The sequence below is a fragment of the Duganella sp. CY15W genome, from assembly GCF_009857555.1.
GTDB classification, from domain to species: domain Bacteria; phylum Pseudomonadota; class Gammaproteobacteria; order Burkholderiales; family Burkholderiaceae_D; genus Rugamonas; species Rugamonas sacchari.
Map to the genome: position 1 here is coordinate 274,165 of NZ_WWCQ01000004.1, position 18,219 is coordinate 292,383.

General features: G+C 60.8%; 13 protein-coding genes. 10 read left to right on the forward strand and 3 right to left on the reverse strand.

What is annotated here, in order from left to right; all coding sequences use genetic code 11:
• Positions 1-27 precede the first annotated feature (27 nt).
• From GTP58_RS21260 to GTP58_RS21275, 4 genes are all read left to right on the forward strand, one after another.
• Positions 28-768, forward strand: coding sequence for an ABC transporter ATP-binding protein (locus tag GTP58_RS21260; protein ID WP_072785291.1), 741 nt, complete (start codon positions 28-30; stop codon positions 766-768).
• Positions 765-3,050, forward strand: coding sequence for a type II CAAX endopeptidase family protein (locus tag GTP58_RS21265; RefSeq protein ID WP_161079141.1), 2,286 nt, complete (start codon positions 765-767; stop codon positions 3,048-3,050). Before GTP58_RS21260 ends, GTP58_RS21265 begins: the two co-directional genes overlap by 4 nt.
• A gap of 70 nt (positions 3,051-3,120) precedes the next feature.
• A complete protein-coding gene (locus GTP58_RS21270; protein ID WP_161079142.1) occupies positions 3,121-4,188 on the forward strand; it encodes a DJ-1/PfpI family protein in 1,068 nt (355 codons plus the stop codon).
• Positions 4,185-5,183, forward strand: coding sequence for a GlxA family transcriptional regulator (locus tag GTP58_RS21275; RefSeq protein ID WP_161079143.1), 999 nt, complete (start codon positions 4,185-4,187; stop codon positions 5,181-5,183). Before GTP58_RS21270 ends, GTP58_RS21275 begins: the two co-directional genes overlap by 4 nt.
• Here the strand turns inward: GTP58_RS21275 and GTP58_RS21280 are convergent.
• Positions 5,180-5,569, reverse strand: coding sequence for a RidA family protein (locus tag GTP58_RS21280; RefSeq protein ID WP_161079144.1), 390 nt, complete (start codon positions 5,567-5,569; stop codon positions 5,180-5,182). The genes GTP58_RS21275 and GTP58_RS21280 overlap by 4 nt on opposite strands.
• Before the next feature lie 105 nt (positions 5,570-5,674).
• Here GTP58_RS21280 and GTP58_RS21285 point away from each other — a divergent pair, with 105 nt between their 5' ends.
• Positions 5,675-6,574: a LysR family transcriptional regulator gene (locus GTP58_RS21285; RefSeq protein ID WP_161079145.1), complete on the forward strand. Its 900-nt coding sequence runs from the start codon at positions 5,675-5,677 to the stop codon at positions 6,572-6,574.
• On the opposite strand, the gene GTP58_RS21290 is transcribed toward GTP58_RS21285, so the two are convergent.
• Positions 6,571-7,377, reverse strand: coding sequence for an NAD(P)-dependent oxidoreductase (locus tag GTP58_RS21290; RefSeq protein WP_161079146.1), 807 nt, complete (start codon positions 7,375-7,377; stop codon positions 6,571-6,573). The genes GTP58_RS21285 and GTP58_RS21290 overlap by 4 nt on opposite strands.
• 21 nt (positions 7,378-7,398) lie before the next feature.
• Positions 7,399-8,961, reverse strand: a complete 1,563-nt coding sequence (gene garD, locus GTP58_RS21295) for a galactarate dehydratase (RefSeq protein WP_161079147.1) — start codon at positions 8,959-8,961, stop codon at positions 7,399-7,401.
• Between the two features lie 279 nt (positions 8,962-9,240).
• Here garD and GTP58_RS21300 point away from each other — a divergent pair, with 279 nt between their 5' ends.
• The 5 genes from GTP58_RS21300 to GTP58_RS21320 all read left to right on the forward strand — a co-directional run bounded on the left by GTP58_RS21300 (position 9,241) and on the right by GTP58_RS21320 (position 18,206).
• On the forward strand, positions 9,241-9,945 hold the full coding sequence (locus GTP58_RS21300; RefSeq protein ID WP_161079148.1) for a FadR/GntR family transcriptional regulator: 705 nt from the start codon (positions 9,241-9,243) through the stop codon (positions 9,943-9,945).
• 206 nt (positions 9,946-10,151) lie between these two features.
• Positions 10,152-12,875 carry a TonB-dependent siderophore receptor gene (locus tag GTP58_RS21305; protein ID WP_202413805.1) on the forward strand — a complete coding sequence of 908 codons (2,724 nt, stop codon included), beginning with the start codon at positions 10,152-10,154 and terminating at the stop codon, positions 12,873-12,875.
• Between the two features lie 93 nt (positions 12,876-12,968).
• Positions 12,969-13,745 carry a rhamnogalacturonan acetylesterase gene (locus tag GTP58_RS21310; protein WP_161079149.1) on the forward strand — a complete coding sequence of 259 codons (777 nt, stop codon included), beginning with the start codon at positions 12,969-12,971 and terminating at the stop codon, positions 13,743-13,745.
• A complete protein-coding gene (locus GTP58_RS21315; protein WP_373924765.1) occupies positions 13,742-16,357 on the forward strand; it encodes a pectinesterase family protein in 2,616 nt (871 codons plus the stop codon). The genes GTP58_RS21310 and GTP58_RS21315 overlap by 4 nt, the downstream gene beginning before the upstream one ends.
• 10 nt (positions 16,358-16,367) lie before the next feature.
• Positions 16,368-18,206 carry a glycoside hydrolase family 28 protein gene (locus GTP58_RS21320; protein ID WP_161079150.1) on the forward strand — a complete coding sequence of 613 codons (1,839 nt, stop codon included), beginning with the start codon at positions 16,368-16,370 and terminating at the stop codon, positions 18,204-18,206.
• The last annotated feature ends 13 nt before the right edge of the window (positions 18,207-18,219 follow it).

An 18,219-nucleotide genomic window follows, 5' to 3' on the forward strand; every position in this document is an offset into this window, starting at 1 on the left:
TAAATTCATAACGTTGCCGGTGCCCTCATGATCGAGTTTCAAGGACTGTCCAAAGTCTATGGCAGTTTCAACGCAGTCAAGCCGCTGACACTCACCGTCCAGCGCGGCGAAGTGTTCGGCTTCCTAGGTCCCAACGGCGCCGGCAAGACCACCACCATCCGCATGATGATGGGCATATTGGTGCCCAGCGGCGGCCAGGTCCGCATCGACGGCCTCGATTGCCACGCCGAGCCGGCGGAAGTAAAGCGCCGCGTCGGCTATCTGCCCGACACGCCCATCTTCTACGACTACCTGCGCGGCCGCGAGATACTGCAATTCGTCGGCGAGATGCACGGCTACTCACGCGCCGAATCGGCCCAGCGCAGCGCGCGCCTGCTGGCGGAATTCGGCCTGGAAGAAGCGGGCGAAGACTACGCCGTCAACTACTCGCTGGGCATGAAAAAACGCTTGGGCCTGGCCTGCGCCTTGATACACGATCCCGCCGTGCTGATACTGGATGAACCCATCAACGGCCTCGATCCGCGCGCCTCGCGCGATGTGCAGGAGCGCCTGCTGGCAGCGGCGGCGCGCGGCGTCACCATCTTTGTTTCCACCCACTTGCTGGACATGGCGGAAAAGCTATGCGACCGCGTCGGCATCATCCATCGCGGCGAACTGGTCGCCACCGGCACGCTCGACGAAATCCGCGCCGAGTCTTCGGCCAGCGGTTCGCTGGAAGACGTGTTTCTCAAAATTACCGACGAAGCAGCTGAAGAGACAGCGCAATGAGCGCAGCCCACACCATCTGGCTCATGACCAGAATGCGGCTGACGCGCCAGCGCAATATGCTGGCAAATAACCTGTTCCGCTTCAAGAAGAAAAAATCGCGCGATGGCATCGCCGGCAAGCGCAGCAACCTGTGGATACTGACCGCGCTGATGGTGGTGTTCATGTCGTTCTCGTTTGTCAGCATGTCCGACAACGTGGTGACAAATATGTACTGTCATCTCGATGCGGACAGCGTCTGCCGCGACGCGCCGCACACAGCGATCCCCACCGCATTCGCGCCGGCGCTGATGAACGGCCTGACGATGGAGCTCAGCACCCTGTTCCTGATCGCCGTGCTGCTCCCCTTGGGGAACAAGGAAATGGCGCAACCGGACTGGGATCTGGAATGGCTGGTGACCATGCCGGTGGAACGCTCCCTGCTGCTGTGGGGACGCGTGCTGGAACGCAGTGTCAGCAACATCAGCGGCTGGTTTGCGTTGATGCCGGCATATGGGGTCATCGCCTGGCATTCAGGCCACACATGGGCCGTACTGCCGGTGGCCTTGTTGTCCACCGTCGTCCTGCTGCCGCTGGCAGCGATGCTGCACACACTGGCCGACACCGGGCTGCGCATGTGGCTACCCGCCTCACAGCTGCGCAATCTGCAAGCGGTGACCGGCTTGTTCAACCTGCCGCTGATCTACTTCGTCATGGCGCTCGGCATGCCGCAAGCGAATGGCTTTGTCATGGAGTGGGCGCGAGGCTTTCCGGTGTGGGTGAGCTGGCTGCCGCCCGGACAGGTGCTGCAAGCGATACAGGCGCATGGCCTGGGTGAGCTGGCGATGCACAGCGCGCTGCTGCTGGCCGAAATCGTTGTGATGGTATGGGCGGGCATGCAGCTGCTGCGTTATCAATTGCGGCATGGCGTGGTCAATTCCGGTGCACGCGAAAGTGCGCGGCGCAAGCAGGTGGTGAGCGCGACAAACAGCGCTGGCTGGCACGCGCTGCTGTCGCCGGTCAAGCGCCGTGAATTGCGCCTGCTTGGCCGCGACCGCAATTTCCTGTTCCAGACCTTGCTGCTGCCGGTGATTATCGTCGGCAGCCAGATGGTCTTCAATGGCAAACTGAATAGCCTCGCCGAACTGGGCGAACATCACACCCTGGCCGCCGCCATCGCGTTCGGCATCGGCGTATATGTGCTGATGCTGTCAGCCTTCCAGACGCTCAACAACGAGGGCCAGGTACTCTGGCTGCTGTACACGGTGCCGCGTTCCATCGAAAGTGTATTGAAAGAGAAGGCGCAGCTGTGGGGCATGCTGACGCTGTTGTATCCCGCCATTGTGCTGGGCATCTGTGCCTGGTACTCCCCGCACTACGACTGGTACATGCTGGTGCTCGTGCTGACAGTCGCCATCGGCATTCCGATCTATTCGATGATCGCCGTATCGCTGGGTGTGTTCGCGTGCGATCCGCAGGCAGTCGATGTCCGTACGCGCGTCAGGCCGACCTATGTGTATCTGTACATGCTGCTGGCCAGCTTCTACACCTGGTCGATTTACAGCAGCGTATGGTCGCAAAAGCTGGTGGTAATGGTGCTGACCGCATCGATGGCACTGGCCCTGTGGCAGAAAGCGCGCGACTCCCTGCCCTACCTGCTCGATCCCGCCGCCGCGCCGCCATCGCGCGTATCCACTGCGGATGGCCTGATCGCCGCCACTGCATTCTTTATCCTGCAAGGCATCGTGCTGCTATTTTTCGGCAATGCCAATATACAGACCATCAGCATCGCCTTCGGTATCGCGGGCATCACGGTGTATGGGCTGATGCGGCTGGTCTACTGGCGCAGCAGGACGACCGGCGTGCCGGCCATCTGGCGCGGCATGGAGCTCAAACAAACACTGGGCAGCGCCGCCATCGCAACCGCTGTCGCCGGCGTTGTGGGCCTGGGTTATATGCAGATCCTGCAGCACACCGCGTTATGGCAAGAGATCAGCAAAAGCGCCACGGCACTGCAAGGTGCGCGTAGCTGGATATGGGCACTGGCCGTGGTGGCAGCGCCACTGTGCGAAGAATTCATCTTCCGTGGCCTGATTTACGGCGGTCTGCGCCGCTCGATGAAAGCGCCGCAAGCGATGCTGATGAGTGCAGCGGTCTTCGCAGTGGTCCACCCGCCGCTATCGATGCTGCCGGTATTCATGCTGGGCCTGTGCACCGCCTGGACCTATGAACGCAGCAAGACCCTGCTGGCGCCCATGCTGGTCCACGCGGTGTACAACGCCATGATCCTCTCACAGCAATCCTGATCGCACCTGGTGGCAGGAATTGACTGTTTTATGTCATTCCGCCACGAAGCAGCAGCCAGATAATGTATGCATGCGTACATTACTCCTATCCCTGCTGCTGCTCTGCCGCTTTGCCACTGCTGGCGAGATTCCCCGCTATCAGAATCCGCATGGCCGCACCCAGCCTGTGATTGCTGTCGTTGGTTATAACGGCGGCACCGAACTGACCGACTTTGCGATTCCCTACGGCGTGCTGGCGCGCTCCGGTGTCGCGCAGGTGCTGACGGTCGCCACGCAAGCCGGTCCGCTGAAAATGCAGCCGGCCCTGCGCATCCAGCCAGACAAAACCACCGCAGAGTTTGACGCCAGCTTCTCCGGTGGCGCTGACTACGTCATCGTGCCGGCCGTCGTCAAACCGGACGATGCAACGCTGGTGGCGTGGATAGCAGCCCAAAGCAGCAAAGGCGCGACCATCGTCAGCATCTGCGACGGTGCGGTGGTGGTCGCCAACGCCGGCTTGTTCAAAGGCCGCCGTGCCACCGCGCACTGGGCCAGCGAATCCTACCGCAAGGAGCACTACCCCGACACCATTTGGCAAACCAATGTCCGTTATGTAGCCGATGGCCGCGTTGTATCCAGCGCCGGCATCAGTGCCGCCATGCCTACGGCGCTCGCCCTGGTGGAAGCCATCGCTGGCAACGAGCGCGCGGCAACGCTGGCACGCGGCATCGGCGTCAGCGACTGGAGCACCACGCACAACAGCGACGTCTTCCACCCCACGCTGGGTGTCAATCTGGGCGCCTATATCACTCGCTACACCAATCAATGGTTCCATGCACCGGACCGGGTTGGCGTGCCTGTCGCGGCAGGCGTCGATGAGATTGTGCTGGCCTTCAGCGCGGATGCGTGGGCGCGCTCCAAACGCAGCCGAGTATATGCCGTCGCCAGCAGCACCAATGCGCTGCAATCACAGAATGGCCTGACCATCCTTCCCGACTACGCGGCGACGGATGCCGAAGCGCCGCCAACCCTGCCATCGCCGGCATCCACGCTGCCCGGGCAGGCACTGGACCGCACACTGGCCGAACTGGCGCAGCGCTACGGCCAGCGCACAGCATTCTTCGTGGCGCTGGAATTCGAGTATCCTTCTTATCGATGAAAGCCCACACCACCCTGCGCGTCGTCTTGCTGGCTTACGACGATATGAACCTGCTGGACCTGAGCGGCCCACTGCAGGCGCTGACGACCGCCAGCAAGCGCCATGGCGGCAGCGCAGGGCCGTTGTACGACACCATCGTCGCGTCTGCGGAAGGTGGCTTGATCAACACCAGCGCCGGCCTGCCGGTGATGACCGTACCCATCGCCACGCTGGACGGCATGGCAATCGACACCATCATCGCCGCAGGCGGGTGCAAAGGCCAGGAGTTCTACGCTCATCCGGCATTGGTCAAATGGATAGTGCGGCAAGCGCCGCATGCACGGCGCTTGTGCTCTGTGTGCACGGGCGCTTTTTTGCTGGCCGCCGCCGGCCAACTGCAAGGCAAACGTGTCGCCACGCATTGGGAATGGGTGGAACGTTTGCGCCAGCTGTATCCCCAGGTGGACATCGATGCCGACAAAATCTTTATCAAGGACGGCGCCATATGGACGTCGGCCGGCGTCAGCGCCGGCATCGATCTGACATTGGCGCTCATCGAGGAAGACTACGGCCATCACGTCGCCATCGAAACGGCTCGGCAGATGGTCATGTTCATCAAGCGTTCAGGCGGGCAGTCGCAATTCAGCGTACCACTGGCGGCACAGACACAGGAAGGCGGCCGTTTCGACGCACTACACACCTGGGTAGCCGCCCACCTGCATGAAAACCTGACAGTAGAACGGCTGGCAGAACAAGCCGGCATGACGCCGCGCACGTTCGCCCGCACTTACGCCAGCCAGATGGGACGCACGCCAGCCCGCATGGTAGAAGCCATGCGGCTGGAAGCGGCTTGCCGCGCACTGGAGAAAACTGCCCTGCCGCTGAAAACCATCGCGGCCAATATGGGCTACATGGAAGAACAGAATCTGCGGCGCGTCTTCCAGCGCCAGTTGGGCATCAGCCCGGGACAGTACCGCAGCCGCTTTTCCAGCCATGGCACTGCCGGCCAACATTAGGCCGCCCTGGCAATCACCTTGATCTCGAAGTCAAAGCCATACAGCCAGGTCACGCCAACAGCAGTCACGGTCGGATGAGGCGCCCCGCCCCAGAATTCACCGACCACCGACCAGATACGTTCAAACTTCGACTCCGGATCGACGATGAACACTGTCACGTCGATCACATCGTCAAAGGTGCAACCAGCTGCCGCCAGGATGGCGTTTAGGTTCTGGAAGGCCAGGCGCACCTGCGCTTCCAGTTCCGGCTCAGGCGAACCATCCGGCCGACTACCCACTTGCCCCGAGACGAACAGCAAACCATTCGAACGCACGGCCGGTGAATAGCGGTTGCGCTCATACAGATCCTGGCGGCCCGGCGGGAAAACAACGTCACGTACAGACATAAAAACTCCTTGTTGAATAAAGCGGTAACGAGACTGTATAAACATCGCGCCACCCGATAAACAGGCAAGTCGTACAATGACTGTTTGGTATTTCCACACAATCCCATGGACCGATTCGACACCCTGTTGGCGTTTGTACGCGTGGTGGAAGCAGGCAGCTTCACCAAGGCAGCACAGACGCTCCACATGAGCAAGACCACGGTATCGCAGCTGGTGCAGCAGCTGGAAGCGCGCTTGCAGGTCAAGCTGCTCAACCGCACCACGCGCCAGGTCAAGGTAACGCCGGAAGGCGCCGCCTACTACCAGCGCGTGGTGCGCGTACTGGGCGACCTGGAAGAGGCAGATAGCGGCATCACTGGTGAACTGGCCGTACCACGCGGCCGCTTACGCATTGATGTTCCCAGCCCGTTCGCCCGCTTCGTGCTGATGCCGGCGCTGCCGGACTTCCACCGTCGCTACCCCGACATTCAAATCGACATGGGCGTCAGCGACCGTAACATTGATGTCATCGGCGAGAACGTCGATTGCGTCGTGCGCGGCGGTGAGATCACCGTGCCGTCACTGGTCGCGCGCCACGTTGGCGATCTGCCGCTGGGCGTCTACGCCGCGCCAGGCTATCTGCAGGAACAAGGCACGCCCGCGCATCCTCAGGAACTGGAGACGGCACAACACCGCATCGTCGGTTTTCTGCGCTCCAGCAGTGGCACCATCGCACCAATACAAATCCGGCGCGAGGCCGAATCGCTGCAGATTCATGCCCGCCACACCGTCGCCGCAGATGACGGTAACGCCTATCTCGCCGCCGGACTGGCAGGCATGGGCGTGCTCTGGCTGCCACGCTACATGGCCAGAGACCATGTAGCGCGCGGCGAGCTGATACCGTTATTTGATGACTGGCAGGCGGACGCCATGCCGATGTATCTCGCCTATCCGCAGAATCGCCACGTCAGCGCCAAGCTGCGCGTGTTCATGGCATGGATAGACGAGTTGATGGCGAAGATCTAGTCCTTGTAGCGCATTTCGGCTAGCGCGAAGGCGCCACCGTGGTAAGTCACCGCAGCGTCAGGATCCGGGTATTCGCCAGTATCGGGGAAGTGGGCGTCGAACTGGCTGGAGCTGTCCTTGGCCTGGTAGCCCAGGTGCGCAGCCTTGCTGTTGTCCCACCAAGCGACGTCGTTGTCCGACATGCCAAACAGGATGGTGTAGCCCACCCGCGTCGCAAACAATGAACGTCGCAGCGCCTCCACCAGGTCGTCGTAACTCAGCCAGGTGACCATCATGCGGCGGTCTTTCGGTTCAGGGAACGAAGAGCCGATACGCAAGCTCACCGTTTCCAGGCCAGTGCGGTCCCAGTAGTAGCTGGCCAGCTGCTCGCCAAAGCATTTGCTCACGCCATAGAACGAATCAGGACGGGTCGGTGCGCTTGCATCGATATAGTCCGTGTTGCGGTAGAAGCCCACCGTGTGATTCGAGCTGGCGAAGATGATGCGCTTCACGCCCTGCTTGTGCGCGGCCTCGTAGACATTGGCCGTGCCCAGAATATTCGCGTGCATGATGTTCTCGAAGGTGTTTTCGGTCGAGATGCCGCCGAAATGCAGCACCGCTTCCACGCCCTCCATCATCTTCATGACCGCAGCCTTGTCGGCCAGGTCGCACTGGACGATTTCCTCACCCTCGCGTGCCTCGCCCAGATCGGCGATATCGGACAGCACCACCACATCGGCCCACGGCTTGATGCGGTCGCGCAGAATCTTGCCCAGGCCGCCGGCGGCGCCGGTCAGCAGTAATCGTTTAAATGGTTTTGCCATGGTCGTCTCAGATGTTTTTAATCAGGTCACTGGGGCCGGGTTGAACAGCACCAGTGCGTTATGCAGTTTCCATTTTTCCGCCCAGGTTTCGCGGCCGCTGGCGACGTCCAGCATCAGCTGAAACATCTCCCACCCTACTTCCGCGATGGTGGCTTCGCCGCTGGCGATGCGGCCGGCGTTAATGTCCATCAGATCGTGCCAGCGCCTGGCCAGATCATTGCGCGTGGCGACTTTAATCACCGGCACTTCAGCCAGGCCATACGGCGTACCGCGGCCCGTGGTAAAAATGTGCAGGTTCATGCCCGCCGCCAGTTGCAGCGTGCCGCAAATGAAATCGCTGGCTGGCGTGGCGGCGTAGATCAGGCCTTTCTGTGTCAGCTTGTCGCCGGGCGACAGCACGCCGGAGATCGGTGCGCTGCCCGATTTGACAATAGAACCCATCGCCTTCTCGACGATGTTGGACAAGCCGCCCTTCTTGTTGCCCGGCGTGGTGTTGGCGCTGCGGTCCGCGCCGCCGCTTTTCAGGTAATTGTCGTACCAGTCCATCTCGCGGATCATGGCTTCCGCCACATCCGGCGTGGTGGCGCGCGACGTCAGCTGATCGATGCCGTCGCGGACTTCCGTCACTTCCGAGAACATCACGGTGGCGCCTGCGCGCACCAGCAGGTCGGTAGCAAAGCCCACTGCCGGATTGGCGGTCACGCCGGAAAACGCATCGCTGCCGCCGCACTGCACGCCGACCACCAGCTCCGATGCAGGCACGGTTTCGCGTTGACGCTTGTTCAGCTCCGCCAGATTGATTTCCGCCTGCTTCATGATCGAGTCAATCATCGACATGAAGCCCACATGCTGCGCATCCTGCAAACAGACCAGGCCAGGGTCGGCGCCGCCCGCGTTCTGGATCGGGATCGAACCTTTGGGGAAAAGGCGCGTTGGCTGCAGCTTCTCGCAACCCAGGCTGACCACCATCGCCTGCCCGCCGAAATTGGGATTGAGCGCGATATTGCGGATGGTGCGAATCGGGATGTTGGCGCCCGGCGCATCAATCGCCACGCCGCAGCCATAGGTGTGCTCCAGCCCTACCACGTCATCAACGTTGGGATACTTCGGCAGCAGTTCGTTCCTGATGCGCTCCACCGCAAAATCCACCACGCCCGATACGCATTGCACGGTGGTGGTAATCGCCAGGATGTTGCGCGTACCGACGCTGCCATCCGGATTGCGGTAGCCCTCGAAGCTATAGCCTTCCAGCGGTTCCATCGCCGGCGGCACGCGCGTGGAAATCGGCAGGCCGGTCAGCTCGCGCGCCGCCGGCATCTCGACATTGTGCTCGGCCAGCCAGCTGCCCGCCGGCAGGTCCTTGGCCGCAAAGCCAATGGTCACGTTGTAGCGGACCACATCATCGCCCTTGGCCAGATCGCGCAGGCCCACCTTGTGACCTTGCGGGACCGCTTCCAGCAGCGTCAGACCGTTGGCGAAAACAGCGCCGGCAGGCAAGCCGCCGTCGTTGACGACAATCGCAACGTTATCGTTGTCGTGCATGAGGATGTAGCGCGGCGTATTGGCGCTCGGCGATGTCGTCATCTGGCTTTCCTACGTTGTTTTTTAGTCTCGCAAAGTGGCCTGACCACTTCTGTTATTGGTTGGCCAGCTCGATCTGTGGCCTGCATGCTACACTCTGAAACCCCCATGGTTAGCCAGGGTTTAGCCCTGTAAACAGGGGCTGAAGATGGCTGCTCCATGAATTCAGTATGCCAGTTAAAAATTAATTTGGCTAGTCCACATTGCGTATTTGGTCTGACCACCTTAGAATGGCCTGACCAGATGGCAATTCAATAAGCCACCGATATAGACGAGACATCAATGTTGAAAAAGACTGCACTTCCTGCTGATGGCAATACGCACGAACCGCGCCTGTACCGCGTGGTGGCGGACCGCATTCAGGAATTGATCCGCAACGAAAACATCGCCGCCGGCGAGCGCCTGCCGTCCGAGCGCGACCTCGCCACCAAGCTCAGTGTCAGCCGCGCTTCCCTGCGCGAAGCACTGATCGCATTGGAACTGGGTGGCGTGATCGAAGTGCGCGGCGGCTCCGGCGTCTACGTCAGCGAACTGCCGGAACCTGCGGAAACCGACCTGCCGGAAGCAGGCCCAGGTCCATTTGAAGTGCTGTCCGCACGCCGCCTGATCGAATCGGAGATCGCCGCGATCGCCGCACGGGTAGCAACCGACAGCGCCATCGACGCCATCCTCAAGGCGGTGGAAGAGATGGAAAAACACCACGCCAATTATTCGAGCAATGAACAGGCCGACCGCAACTTCCACCTGGCCATCGCGCGCGCCACCGGCAATAGCGCGCTGGTCGGATCGCTGAACTACCTGTGGGATCAGCGCGGCCGCCTGTGGCACAAGCTCAAGGAACACTTCCAGACCGAAGAACTGCGTCAGGAAACGCTGAAGGACCACCGCCGCATCCTGGAGGCGATTGCCGCCCACGATCCGGCGGCGGCGCGCAAAGCCATGCGCGCCCACCTTGAACGCGTGACCCGTACATTCTCGCGAGGATAAGCAGCATCTGTAGCAAACGCAGGTCCGGCCTCGATGCCGGACCGCGCATAAAGTAATCAAGTTATGACCGGCTTGACCTCGTCCGGCCTGCGCTTTCAGCGCAGCGGTCCTCGTCTCAGCGGCACGGAGTACGCGAGGTACTCCACTCACGCAAGCGTTTCCAACGCGGCGTATAACTTTATTCAAGAGACGAAGGAGACAACATCATGAAGTCCGCGCACTCGGTCCAGAACCGTTACGCCCAGCCACGCCTGCTGCTCACCGCCATTAGCCTGGCCGTGCTCACGCTGGCCAATCAGGCCGCAGCACAAACCGCCAGCGACGATGCAAACATGACCCGTATCGAAGTCACCGGCTCCAGCATCAAGCGCGTGGCCAGCGAAGCTTCTCTGCCGGTCAGCACCATTAAAGCAGAAGACCTGGTCAAGCAAGGCATGACCACGCTGGCAGACGTCATGATGGCGCTGCCGCAGTCGGCATCGCTGGCGCCTTCCAACGCCGGCTCCGGTACCAACATCAACCTGCGCGGCCTGGGTGTGAACCGCACCCTGGTGCTGCTGAACGGCCGCCGCCTGGCCAATGAAGCAATCGCCGACGGCTACGCCAATCTCGATGTCATTCCGATCAGCGCGATAGCGCGTATCGAGATCCTGCGCGACGGCGCCTCCTCGATCTACGGCTCGGATGCCATCGGCGGCGTGGTCAACTTCATCACCAAGACATCGTCCGAAGGCGCATCGATTACTGCGCAAGCCGTGCAGCCTGAGAAAAAAGGCGGTGGCGATGAACAGCGTCTGAGCGCCACCTGGGGCAAGGGTAACCTGGAACGCGATGGCTGGAGCTTCTACGCCACCATCGACGCGCACCAGCGTACGCGCCTGGCACAATCGGACCGCGCCTATCTGAGTTCCGCCGATCAGCTGACCGCACTGGGTCGCGCACCGACGCTGGGCACCGGCGGCAATGCCACACCGGCCAACTTCACCACGCCAACCAACAAGACCGCGCAGAACCCCTACGGCACCAAGGGCTGCCTGGCGCCGTACTCGATCACCGGCCAGAAAAATACCTGCGTCCTGGATAACAATGAATACGGCACCGCGCTGTATGCCAACCAGCAGGTTACCTTCTACGCACGCGGCGCCAAGAAAATCAGCGATGACCATATCGTCACCGTCGACTATTCGCGTGGTGAAGAGTTCATCCTCGGCACCAAGAACCCGACCAACGCCGTCAACGTCAACGGCGTGGCAGCGATTCTGCCATCGACCAGCAAATGGTACCCGGGCGGCAGCGGTGGCGTGCCCGCAGTGGCAGGCCTGAACAATGCTCCGTTGACCCTGACCTGGGCCGTGGCCGATCTGGGTCTGGCCACCACCAAAGACGTGCAGCTCAACCAGCGCCTGGCCATCAGCGACGAAGGCGTGATCGCAGGCTGGGACTACAAGGCTGGCCTGGTCATCGGTGTGTCTCAGCGCGACAACTACTACTACTCGGGCTATGTCAAAGGCCAGGGCCTTCTGGACGGCCTGAAGAACGGCAAGCTGAATCCATTCGGCCTGCAGGATGCGGACGGCAAAGCCTACCTGGCTACCATCAGCGTCGACGGCGCCAAAAACCGCACCTCCAAATCGACCTTCACCGGTGTCGACGTTACCGCCAGCCGCGCGCTGATGGACCTGCAAGGCGGTTCGCTGGCACTGGCACTGGGTGCCGACTTCCATCGCGACACCACCGAAGACACCAAACTGCCAATCGGCGGCGAGGTCACTTACGCCAACGCCTCGCCGGCGCATGGTGAAGGCGCGCGCAATGTCGCTGCGCTGTTTGCCGAGGTGAACGCGCCTGTCACCAAAACGCTGGAACTGAACGGCGCCGTGCGTGCCGACAAATTCAGCGACTTCGGCACCACCGTCAATCCCAAGCTCAGTTTCCGCTGGGAGCCATCCAAGACCTTGATGTTCCGTGGCTCGGCCAATACCGGCTTCCGTGCACCGACCCTGTTCGACCGCTACGGCTACCGTCTGCCAGGCGCCACCACCACCACGGCAGCGAAGTGGGATGATCCGGTACTGTGCCCTGGTGGTACGCCAGGCGTGGCTGGCACCGGCACCGCGCTGCCTGGCCTTGTCGCGTCAACCGTCTGCAACACCACCTTGCCTAAACAGACCGGCTCCAACGCCAGCCTGGTACCAGAGAAGTCGAAGGGCTACACGCTGGGTGTGGTAATGGAACCGGTGAAGAATGCGATGGTGTCGTTCGACTACTGGAACATCAAGATGACCAATATGCTGGCCAACTTGCCAGAACAGGTCTACTTCCTGGATCCGGTGAAGTATGCATCGTACTTCGTGCGCAATGCCGATGGCACTATCAACTACATCAACAACACCACGATGAACCTGGGCGGCCAGCGTGCAGCAGGTGTGGACGTTTCGGGTTCGTACACCTTCCCGAAAACGCCATACGGCGAATTCAAGGTTGCGCTGGATGGCACCTACCTGACCCAGTTCGACAACCAGCTGTATGACGGCAGCCCGTTCGCGTCGAATATCGGCCAGTTTGGCCTGGCCAGCAACGGCACCACGTCCAGCTTCCCGATCATCACCTATCGCTGGAAGCACACGCTGAAGCTGAACTGGGCGACCGGCAACTGGAACACGCAACTGACCCAGAACTACAACTCGAAGTACACCGACCAGAATCTGGTGGCCAAGCCATACTGGCGTAACATCAACTCGTACAAGGTATGGAACTTCACGACCACGTACAACGGCTTCAAGAACATTCAGCTGACCGGCGGCATCACCAATCTGTTCAACGTACCGCCGCCAGCCACCAACAGCAGCTTGTACACCTACGGTTACCTGAGCAGCGCAGCCAGCCCTATCGGCCGCGCATACAACGTCCGTGCAACCTACAACTTCTGATGGAAACCTGGTCGCATAAATTGAACCTCTCCGCCTGAGCATTGGGCGCCGGACCGCGATCACGGCCGGCGCCCTTTTTTATCCGGACAACATATGAAACACCTCATTACGTCTCTCGCCGCTGCCACCCTGCTCGCCAGCGCGGCTCACGCCGCCGACAAGCCTATACGTTTTATTCTGGTTGGCGATTCCACCATGGCCAGTAGCAGCGGCTACGGCGATGCATTCTGCGCGCGTGTGAACCATGCCAATACTTGCATCAACCTGGCCAAGGGTGGCCGTAGTTCCGGCAGCTTCCGCGCCGAAGGCCGCTGGGACGAAGTGGAAGGCTTGCTGCGCGGTGCAGCTGCCTACCGTACAACCTACGTGCTGATCCAGTTCGGCCATAACGATCAGCCGGGCAAGCCAGGCCGATCTACCGACCTGAAAACCGAATTCCCCGTCAATATGGCACGCTATGCGCAGGAAGTGAAAGCACTCGGCGGCATACCGGTGCTGTTGACGCCATTGACCCGCCGAACCTTCAAGGACGGCATTTTGGAGAACAACCTGGCGCCGTGGGCCGACGTAATTCGCGCCACCGCCAACGCGCAAAAAACGCCGCTGCTGGATCTGAATGCAGAAAGCTATGCAGCCGTTCAGCCCATGGGTCAGGATGAAGCGGACACGCTGGCCATGGTGCCGCGCCCAGCCGATTACGACACCCCAGCCGCCGGCAAAGTGGAGGTTGCGGGCGCCGCCAGGACAGCTTTTGACCGCACTCACCTCGGGGTCAAAGGTGCAGCCTATTTCTCGCGCATGGTGATGGAAGAGGTCAAGCGCGCCATCCCCGAAACGTCCGACCAGTTCAAACCGGAGAACGAGCAGTGACAAGGAGCGCAACGCCTGCAGCTCGACACCATGCGGCGATAATCATCACCGCAGCATTGCTCTCCGCGCTATGCACCGCGCCAGCCTGCGCGCAGGACTCACGCAAGGTCACGGAGCCGGTCGCGCCACCGTCTTGCATCCAGCTGACCGCCACGGAGCCAGGCGGCGATGATACCGCGCGCATCCAGTCCGCGATTGACCAGTGCCCCGCTGGCCGCGCCGTGCGCCTGTCCGGCGTCTTCACTACCGGCCCATTGAAACTGCGCAGCGGCGTAAGTCTCATCATTGACGCCAACGCCGTCCTGCAAGCCAGCGCCAATCCAAAACTGTATGACCGCGGCGCCAATACCTGCGGCACCATCGACCAGCAAGGCCGCGGCTGCAAGCCCTTCATCACCATCGACAACGCCAGCTCCAGCGGCATCTACGGCCCGGGCGCTATTGATGGCCAGGGTGGCCGCGTGGTTGATGGCGGCTCAGAATCCTGGTGGCAGCTTGCCCGCCGCGCGCAGAAAGAGGACGCCCGCCAGAACGTTCCACGCCTGCTCGAAGTGACCAACTCGCAGGACATCACCCTGCACAACATCACGCTACGCAATTCGCCCAACTTTCACGTAACGCTGAACAAAGTAGATGGCTTCACGGCTTGGGGCGTACGCATTAATACGCCAGCCACGGCGCGCAACACCGACGGCATCGATCCCATCTCTTCGCGCAATATCACCATCGCCCATAGCTATATCCGCACTGGCGACGACAACGTCGCCATCAAAGCAGGCAACAACGGCGGCACGGAAAATATCTCGGTCTTGCACAACCACTTCTACAGCGGCCATGGCATGTCCATCGGCAGCGAAACCAATGGCGGCGTGCGGCGCGTGCTGGTGGAGGATCTGACCATGGATGGCACCACGTCCGGCCTGCGCATCAAGAGCGACGTCTCGCGCGGCGGTGTGGTCGATCAGGTCAACTACCGCAACATCTGTCTGCGCGATGTAAAAGCGCCCATCGACATCAGCACCAGCTACAACAAGAAAGCCGACGGCGCGCAAGTTCCCGTCTACACCAACATCCATTTTGACGATGTGCATAGCGTCACGCCTGGCCGCGTTATCGTGCAAGGTTATGACGAACAGCGCCCGGTGCAGGCGACACTGCGCAACGTCAGCATCGCTGGCAAGGCAGAACGCAAGATTGAATTCGCCAACCTGTCCGGCGATGCCATCGGCAGCATCGGCAGCGGCACCTGCCGTTTTATCGCCTTCCCCGAGGCCGCGCCCAGCACGCGCCCACAGCTGACGCAGGAACAAGCCAGGCAGTATGCCTACAGCGAAGTGCTGAAGTACGTCGGCATCGCCGGCAAAGAAACTGTCGACCCTTGGGATCCACTGTCCGATCCGCTGGCAAAAGGCGCGTCATTCACGCCCGACTACATCGTCGATAAGAATGCTCCCGCCGATGGCAAGCGGAGTTTCAACACCGTCCAGGAAGCCATCAACCGTGCGATCATCGACAGCGCCGTGAAGCCGGCCGAGCGCCTCTATGTACTGTTGAAGCCAGGCGTGTATCCGGAACTGGTCTACATCCCCGCTTCCGCCGCTCCCATCACGCTATACGGCGAAGGCAAAGAGCCAGCGTCTACCCGTATCACCGCAAAACTGGAAGCCTCCATGACCGGCGCCGCATATGACGCAGCACATGGCGCGCAGTTCGCAAATGCCCCGGCCGAGATTCAAGCCATGTACGCCGGCGTCAACGCCCGCGAGCAGATCGGCACCTTCGGTACCGCCACCGTCTGGATCAGGAACAGCGGTTTCCAGGCGCGCAACCTGACTTTTGAAAACGGCTACAACAAGGACACCGGCAATGCCCGCGCTGAAGCGCTCCCGAACATCAACAACATCCACCACCAGGCCCTCGCGCTGCAAGTGGATGGTGCGGACAAGGCGCAATTCGAAAACATTCGCCTGCTCGGCTTCCAGGACACGCTCTATCTGAAGTCGCCGCAAATCGGCAGCACCGTGCGCAGCTTCTTCAACAAGTCCTACATTGAGGGCGATGTCGATTTCATCTTCGGCGACAGCACGGCTTATTTCTATCAGAGCGAGATCCGTACGCTGGGCGACCGTGGCGTCTCCTACGTGGCCGCTCCTGATACCCACCTGAACACCAAATACGGCTTCGTCTTCGACAGCGTCCGCTTCACCCATGAAGGAAAACGCAGCGACAACTTCTACCTGCTGCGTCAATGGTTCCACAGCTCGCGCTGTACCCCGTACGCACCGTTGCCACTGGAGGGCTACCGCTGCACCTACGGCCCAAGCAACGGCTACAAAGCGCCAGTAGGTACCGTGGCCCGCATCTCGCTGGAAGCGGTCGGCAAAATGGTGGTCCTGAATTCGCGTATCGGGGCTCACATCAACAAGCAGCAACCTTGGTCCGACTGGAACAAAAAAGGCACGATCTCCTATCGTCCGGTCCAATACAACTCGGACGATCACTGGAATAACCTGATAAAGGCTGGCATCGATCCGGTGAAAGATCTGGGCTACAGCAAACCAGCGGCACCAGCCGACATCTTCCTCGGTGAATTCAATAATTCGGATGAATAAGGATCACAGCATGACCATCAACACCCAGCGCCGCAATCTGATGAAAGCCCTGCCAGCTGCGGGCATGTCGTTCAGCCTTCCCGCCGTTGCGGCTACCGCGCCCGATCCATGGCTGCAAGCACAGGCGATTGTCGATTACGTCTCCAGGCCGCTGCACTTCCGCAAACAGGACTTCAACATCACTGCCTACGGCGCCAGGCCGTGCAAGCTAACCAAGGTCACAGCATGGATCTCGCATGAGGATCAGGACAGCCTGAACACACCAGCCCCAGGCTCACCCGACTGCTACGCCGCCATCAAAGCCGCGATCCATGCCTGCCACAAGGCAGGTGGTGGCCGCGTACTGATTCCTGCTGGCGACTGGTACTGCGCCGGCCCTATCGTGCTGCTGTCGAACGTGAACGTTCACCTGGCCAAAGGCGCGCACGTCTACTTCAGCCACAATCCTGCCGACTTCGCAAAGTACGGCGACATCGATTGCGGCAAGAACGGCAGGCTGACGATTTCGCGCTGGCAGAGCAACGACTGCCTCAACTACTCGCCGATGATCTACGCCTACGGCCAGGACAACATCGCTTTGACTGGCGACGACTGGACCGCGATCCTCGACGGCCAGGGCGGCGTGCCGTTCAACGACGCCGGCGATTGCTGGTGGACCTGGAAAGGCAAACAGAAAACCATCAACTCCATCGGCCAGGGCACCACGCCCAACTTCAAAGCCGGCAAGATGTCGGAGAACACCGAGAACCCGATCAATGCCACCTCGCTGGCCAGCGTGGCGCCAGCACTGACGGAAGAAGAGCGCCAGCTGATTCAGGGTGAAGGCAGTAAGTGGCGCGCCGACGCGCAGTATTTGCCGGCCTTGTCCGAAGCCGGCGTGCCACTGTCGAAGCGCATATTCGGCGCCGGTCACTACCTGCGCGCGCCGATGATCCAGTTCATCAGCTGCACCAACGTTCTGCTGCAGGGCTACAAGGTACAGAACACGCCGTTCTGGCAGCACCACCCTGTCCACTGCCGTAACATCGTCATCCGCAATGTGTACGCCCATAGCCACGGCCCTAACAGCGACGGCTTCGATCCTGAAGCATGCGACCATGTGCTGGTGGATGGCTGCACCTTCGACACCGGCGACGATTGCATCGCCATCAAAGCGGGCAAGGACCAGGATACGCAGTATGGCCCTTCGCAGAACATCGTTATCCAGAACTGCATCATGCACAGCGGTCATGGCGGCGTGACGCTCGGTAGCGAGATGGCTGGCGGCATCCAGAACGTCTTCGCACAGAAGCTGGTGTTTGAAAACGCGAACTGGAAAACCAACCCGCTCAACACGGCCATTCGCATGAAGACCAATATGAACCGTGGCGGTTATCTGCGCAACTTCTACGTCCGCGATTGCACGGTGCCGAACGGCGTACAGATCTCGCCCTCGTTCTATGCTTCCCTGCCTGGTTCGCCGATTCAATCGAAGACCGTGGCTACCGCAGCGGGCGCCATCGTTACCTTTGATTGCGACTACACGCCGATCAGCGACAACGTGCGTATTCGGCCGCCGGTGGTGAGCAATATCCACATCTCCAACATCAAGGCCGGCAACGTGACCAAGGATGGCAAGACCGCTTCCTGCTTCCAGGCGATTGTGATTCTGGGGCCGGTGGCGTCGGACTACAACGGGCCGCAGCCAATGCCGCCGGTGTTCCCGGTCACTGACGTCACCATCGCCGATTGTGATTTCGGCACACCTGTGAACACGGAAGCGCCATGGTATCTGTACAACGTCAAAGGCCTGACGTTGAAGAATGTGACCATTGGCGACAAGGTGCATAACACGACCCTTTCGGCCTGACAGGCGTCGCATC

Bases quoted from the DNA above. Each gene is read 5' to 3' on its own strand.
- GTP58_RS21260 (WP_072785291.1), top strand. From the start codon at position 28: ATGATCGAGTTTCAAGGACTGTCCAAAGTCTATGGCAGTTTCAACGCA.
- GTP58_RS21265 (WP_161079141.1), top strand. From the start codon at position 765: ATGAGCGCAGCCCACACCATCTGGCTCATGACCAGAATGCGGCTGACG.
- GTP58_RS21270 (WP_161079142.1), top strand. From the start codon at position 3,121: ATGCGTACATTACTCCTATCCCTGCTGCTGCTCTGCCGCTTTGCCACT.
- GTP58_RS21275 (WP_161079143.1), top strand. From the start codon at position 4,185: ATGAAAGCCCACACCACCCTGCGCGTCGTCTTGCTGGCTTACGACGAT.
- GTP58_RS21280 (WP_161079144.1), bottom strand. From the start codon at position 5,569: ATGTCTGTACGTGACGTTGTTTTCCCGCCGGGCCGCCAGGATCTGTAT.
- GTP58_RS21285 (WP_161079145.1), top strand. From the start codon at position 5,675: ATGGACCGATTCGACACCCTGTTGGCGTTTGTACGCGTGGTGGAAGCA.
- GTP58_RS21290 (WP_161079146.1), bottom strand. From the start codon at position 7,377: ATGGCAAAACCATTTAAACGATTACTGCTGACCGGCGCCGCCGGCGGC.
- garD (WP_161079147.1), bottom strand. From the start codon at position 8,961: ATGACGACATCGCCGAGCGCCAATACGCCGCGCTACATCCTCATGCAC.
- GTP58_RS21300 (WP_161079148.1), top strand. From the start codon at position 9,241: ATGTTGAAAAAGACTGCACTTCCTGCTGATGGCAATACGCACGAACCG.
- GTP58_RS21305 (WP_202413805.1), top strand. From the start codon at position 10,152: ATGAAGTCCGCGCACTCGGTCCAGAACCGTTACGCCCAGCCACGCCTG.
- GTP58_RS21310 (WP_161079149.1), top strand. From the start codon at position 12,969: ATGAAACACCTCATTACGTCTCTCGCCGCTGCCACCCTGCTCGCCAGC.
- GTP58_RS21320 (WP_161079150.1), top strand. From the start codon at position 16,368: ATGACCATCAACACCCAGCGCCGCAATCTGATGAAAGCCCTGCCAGCT.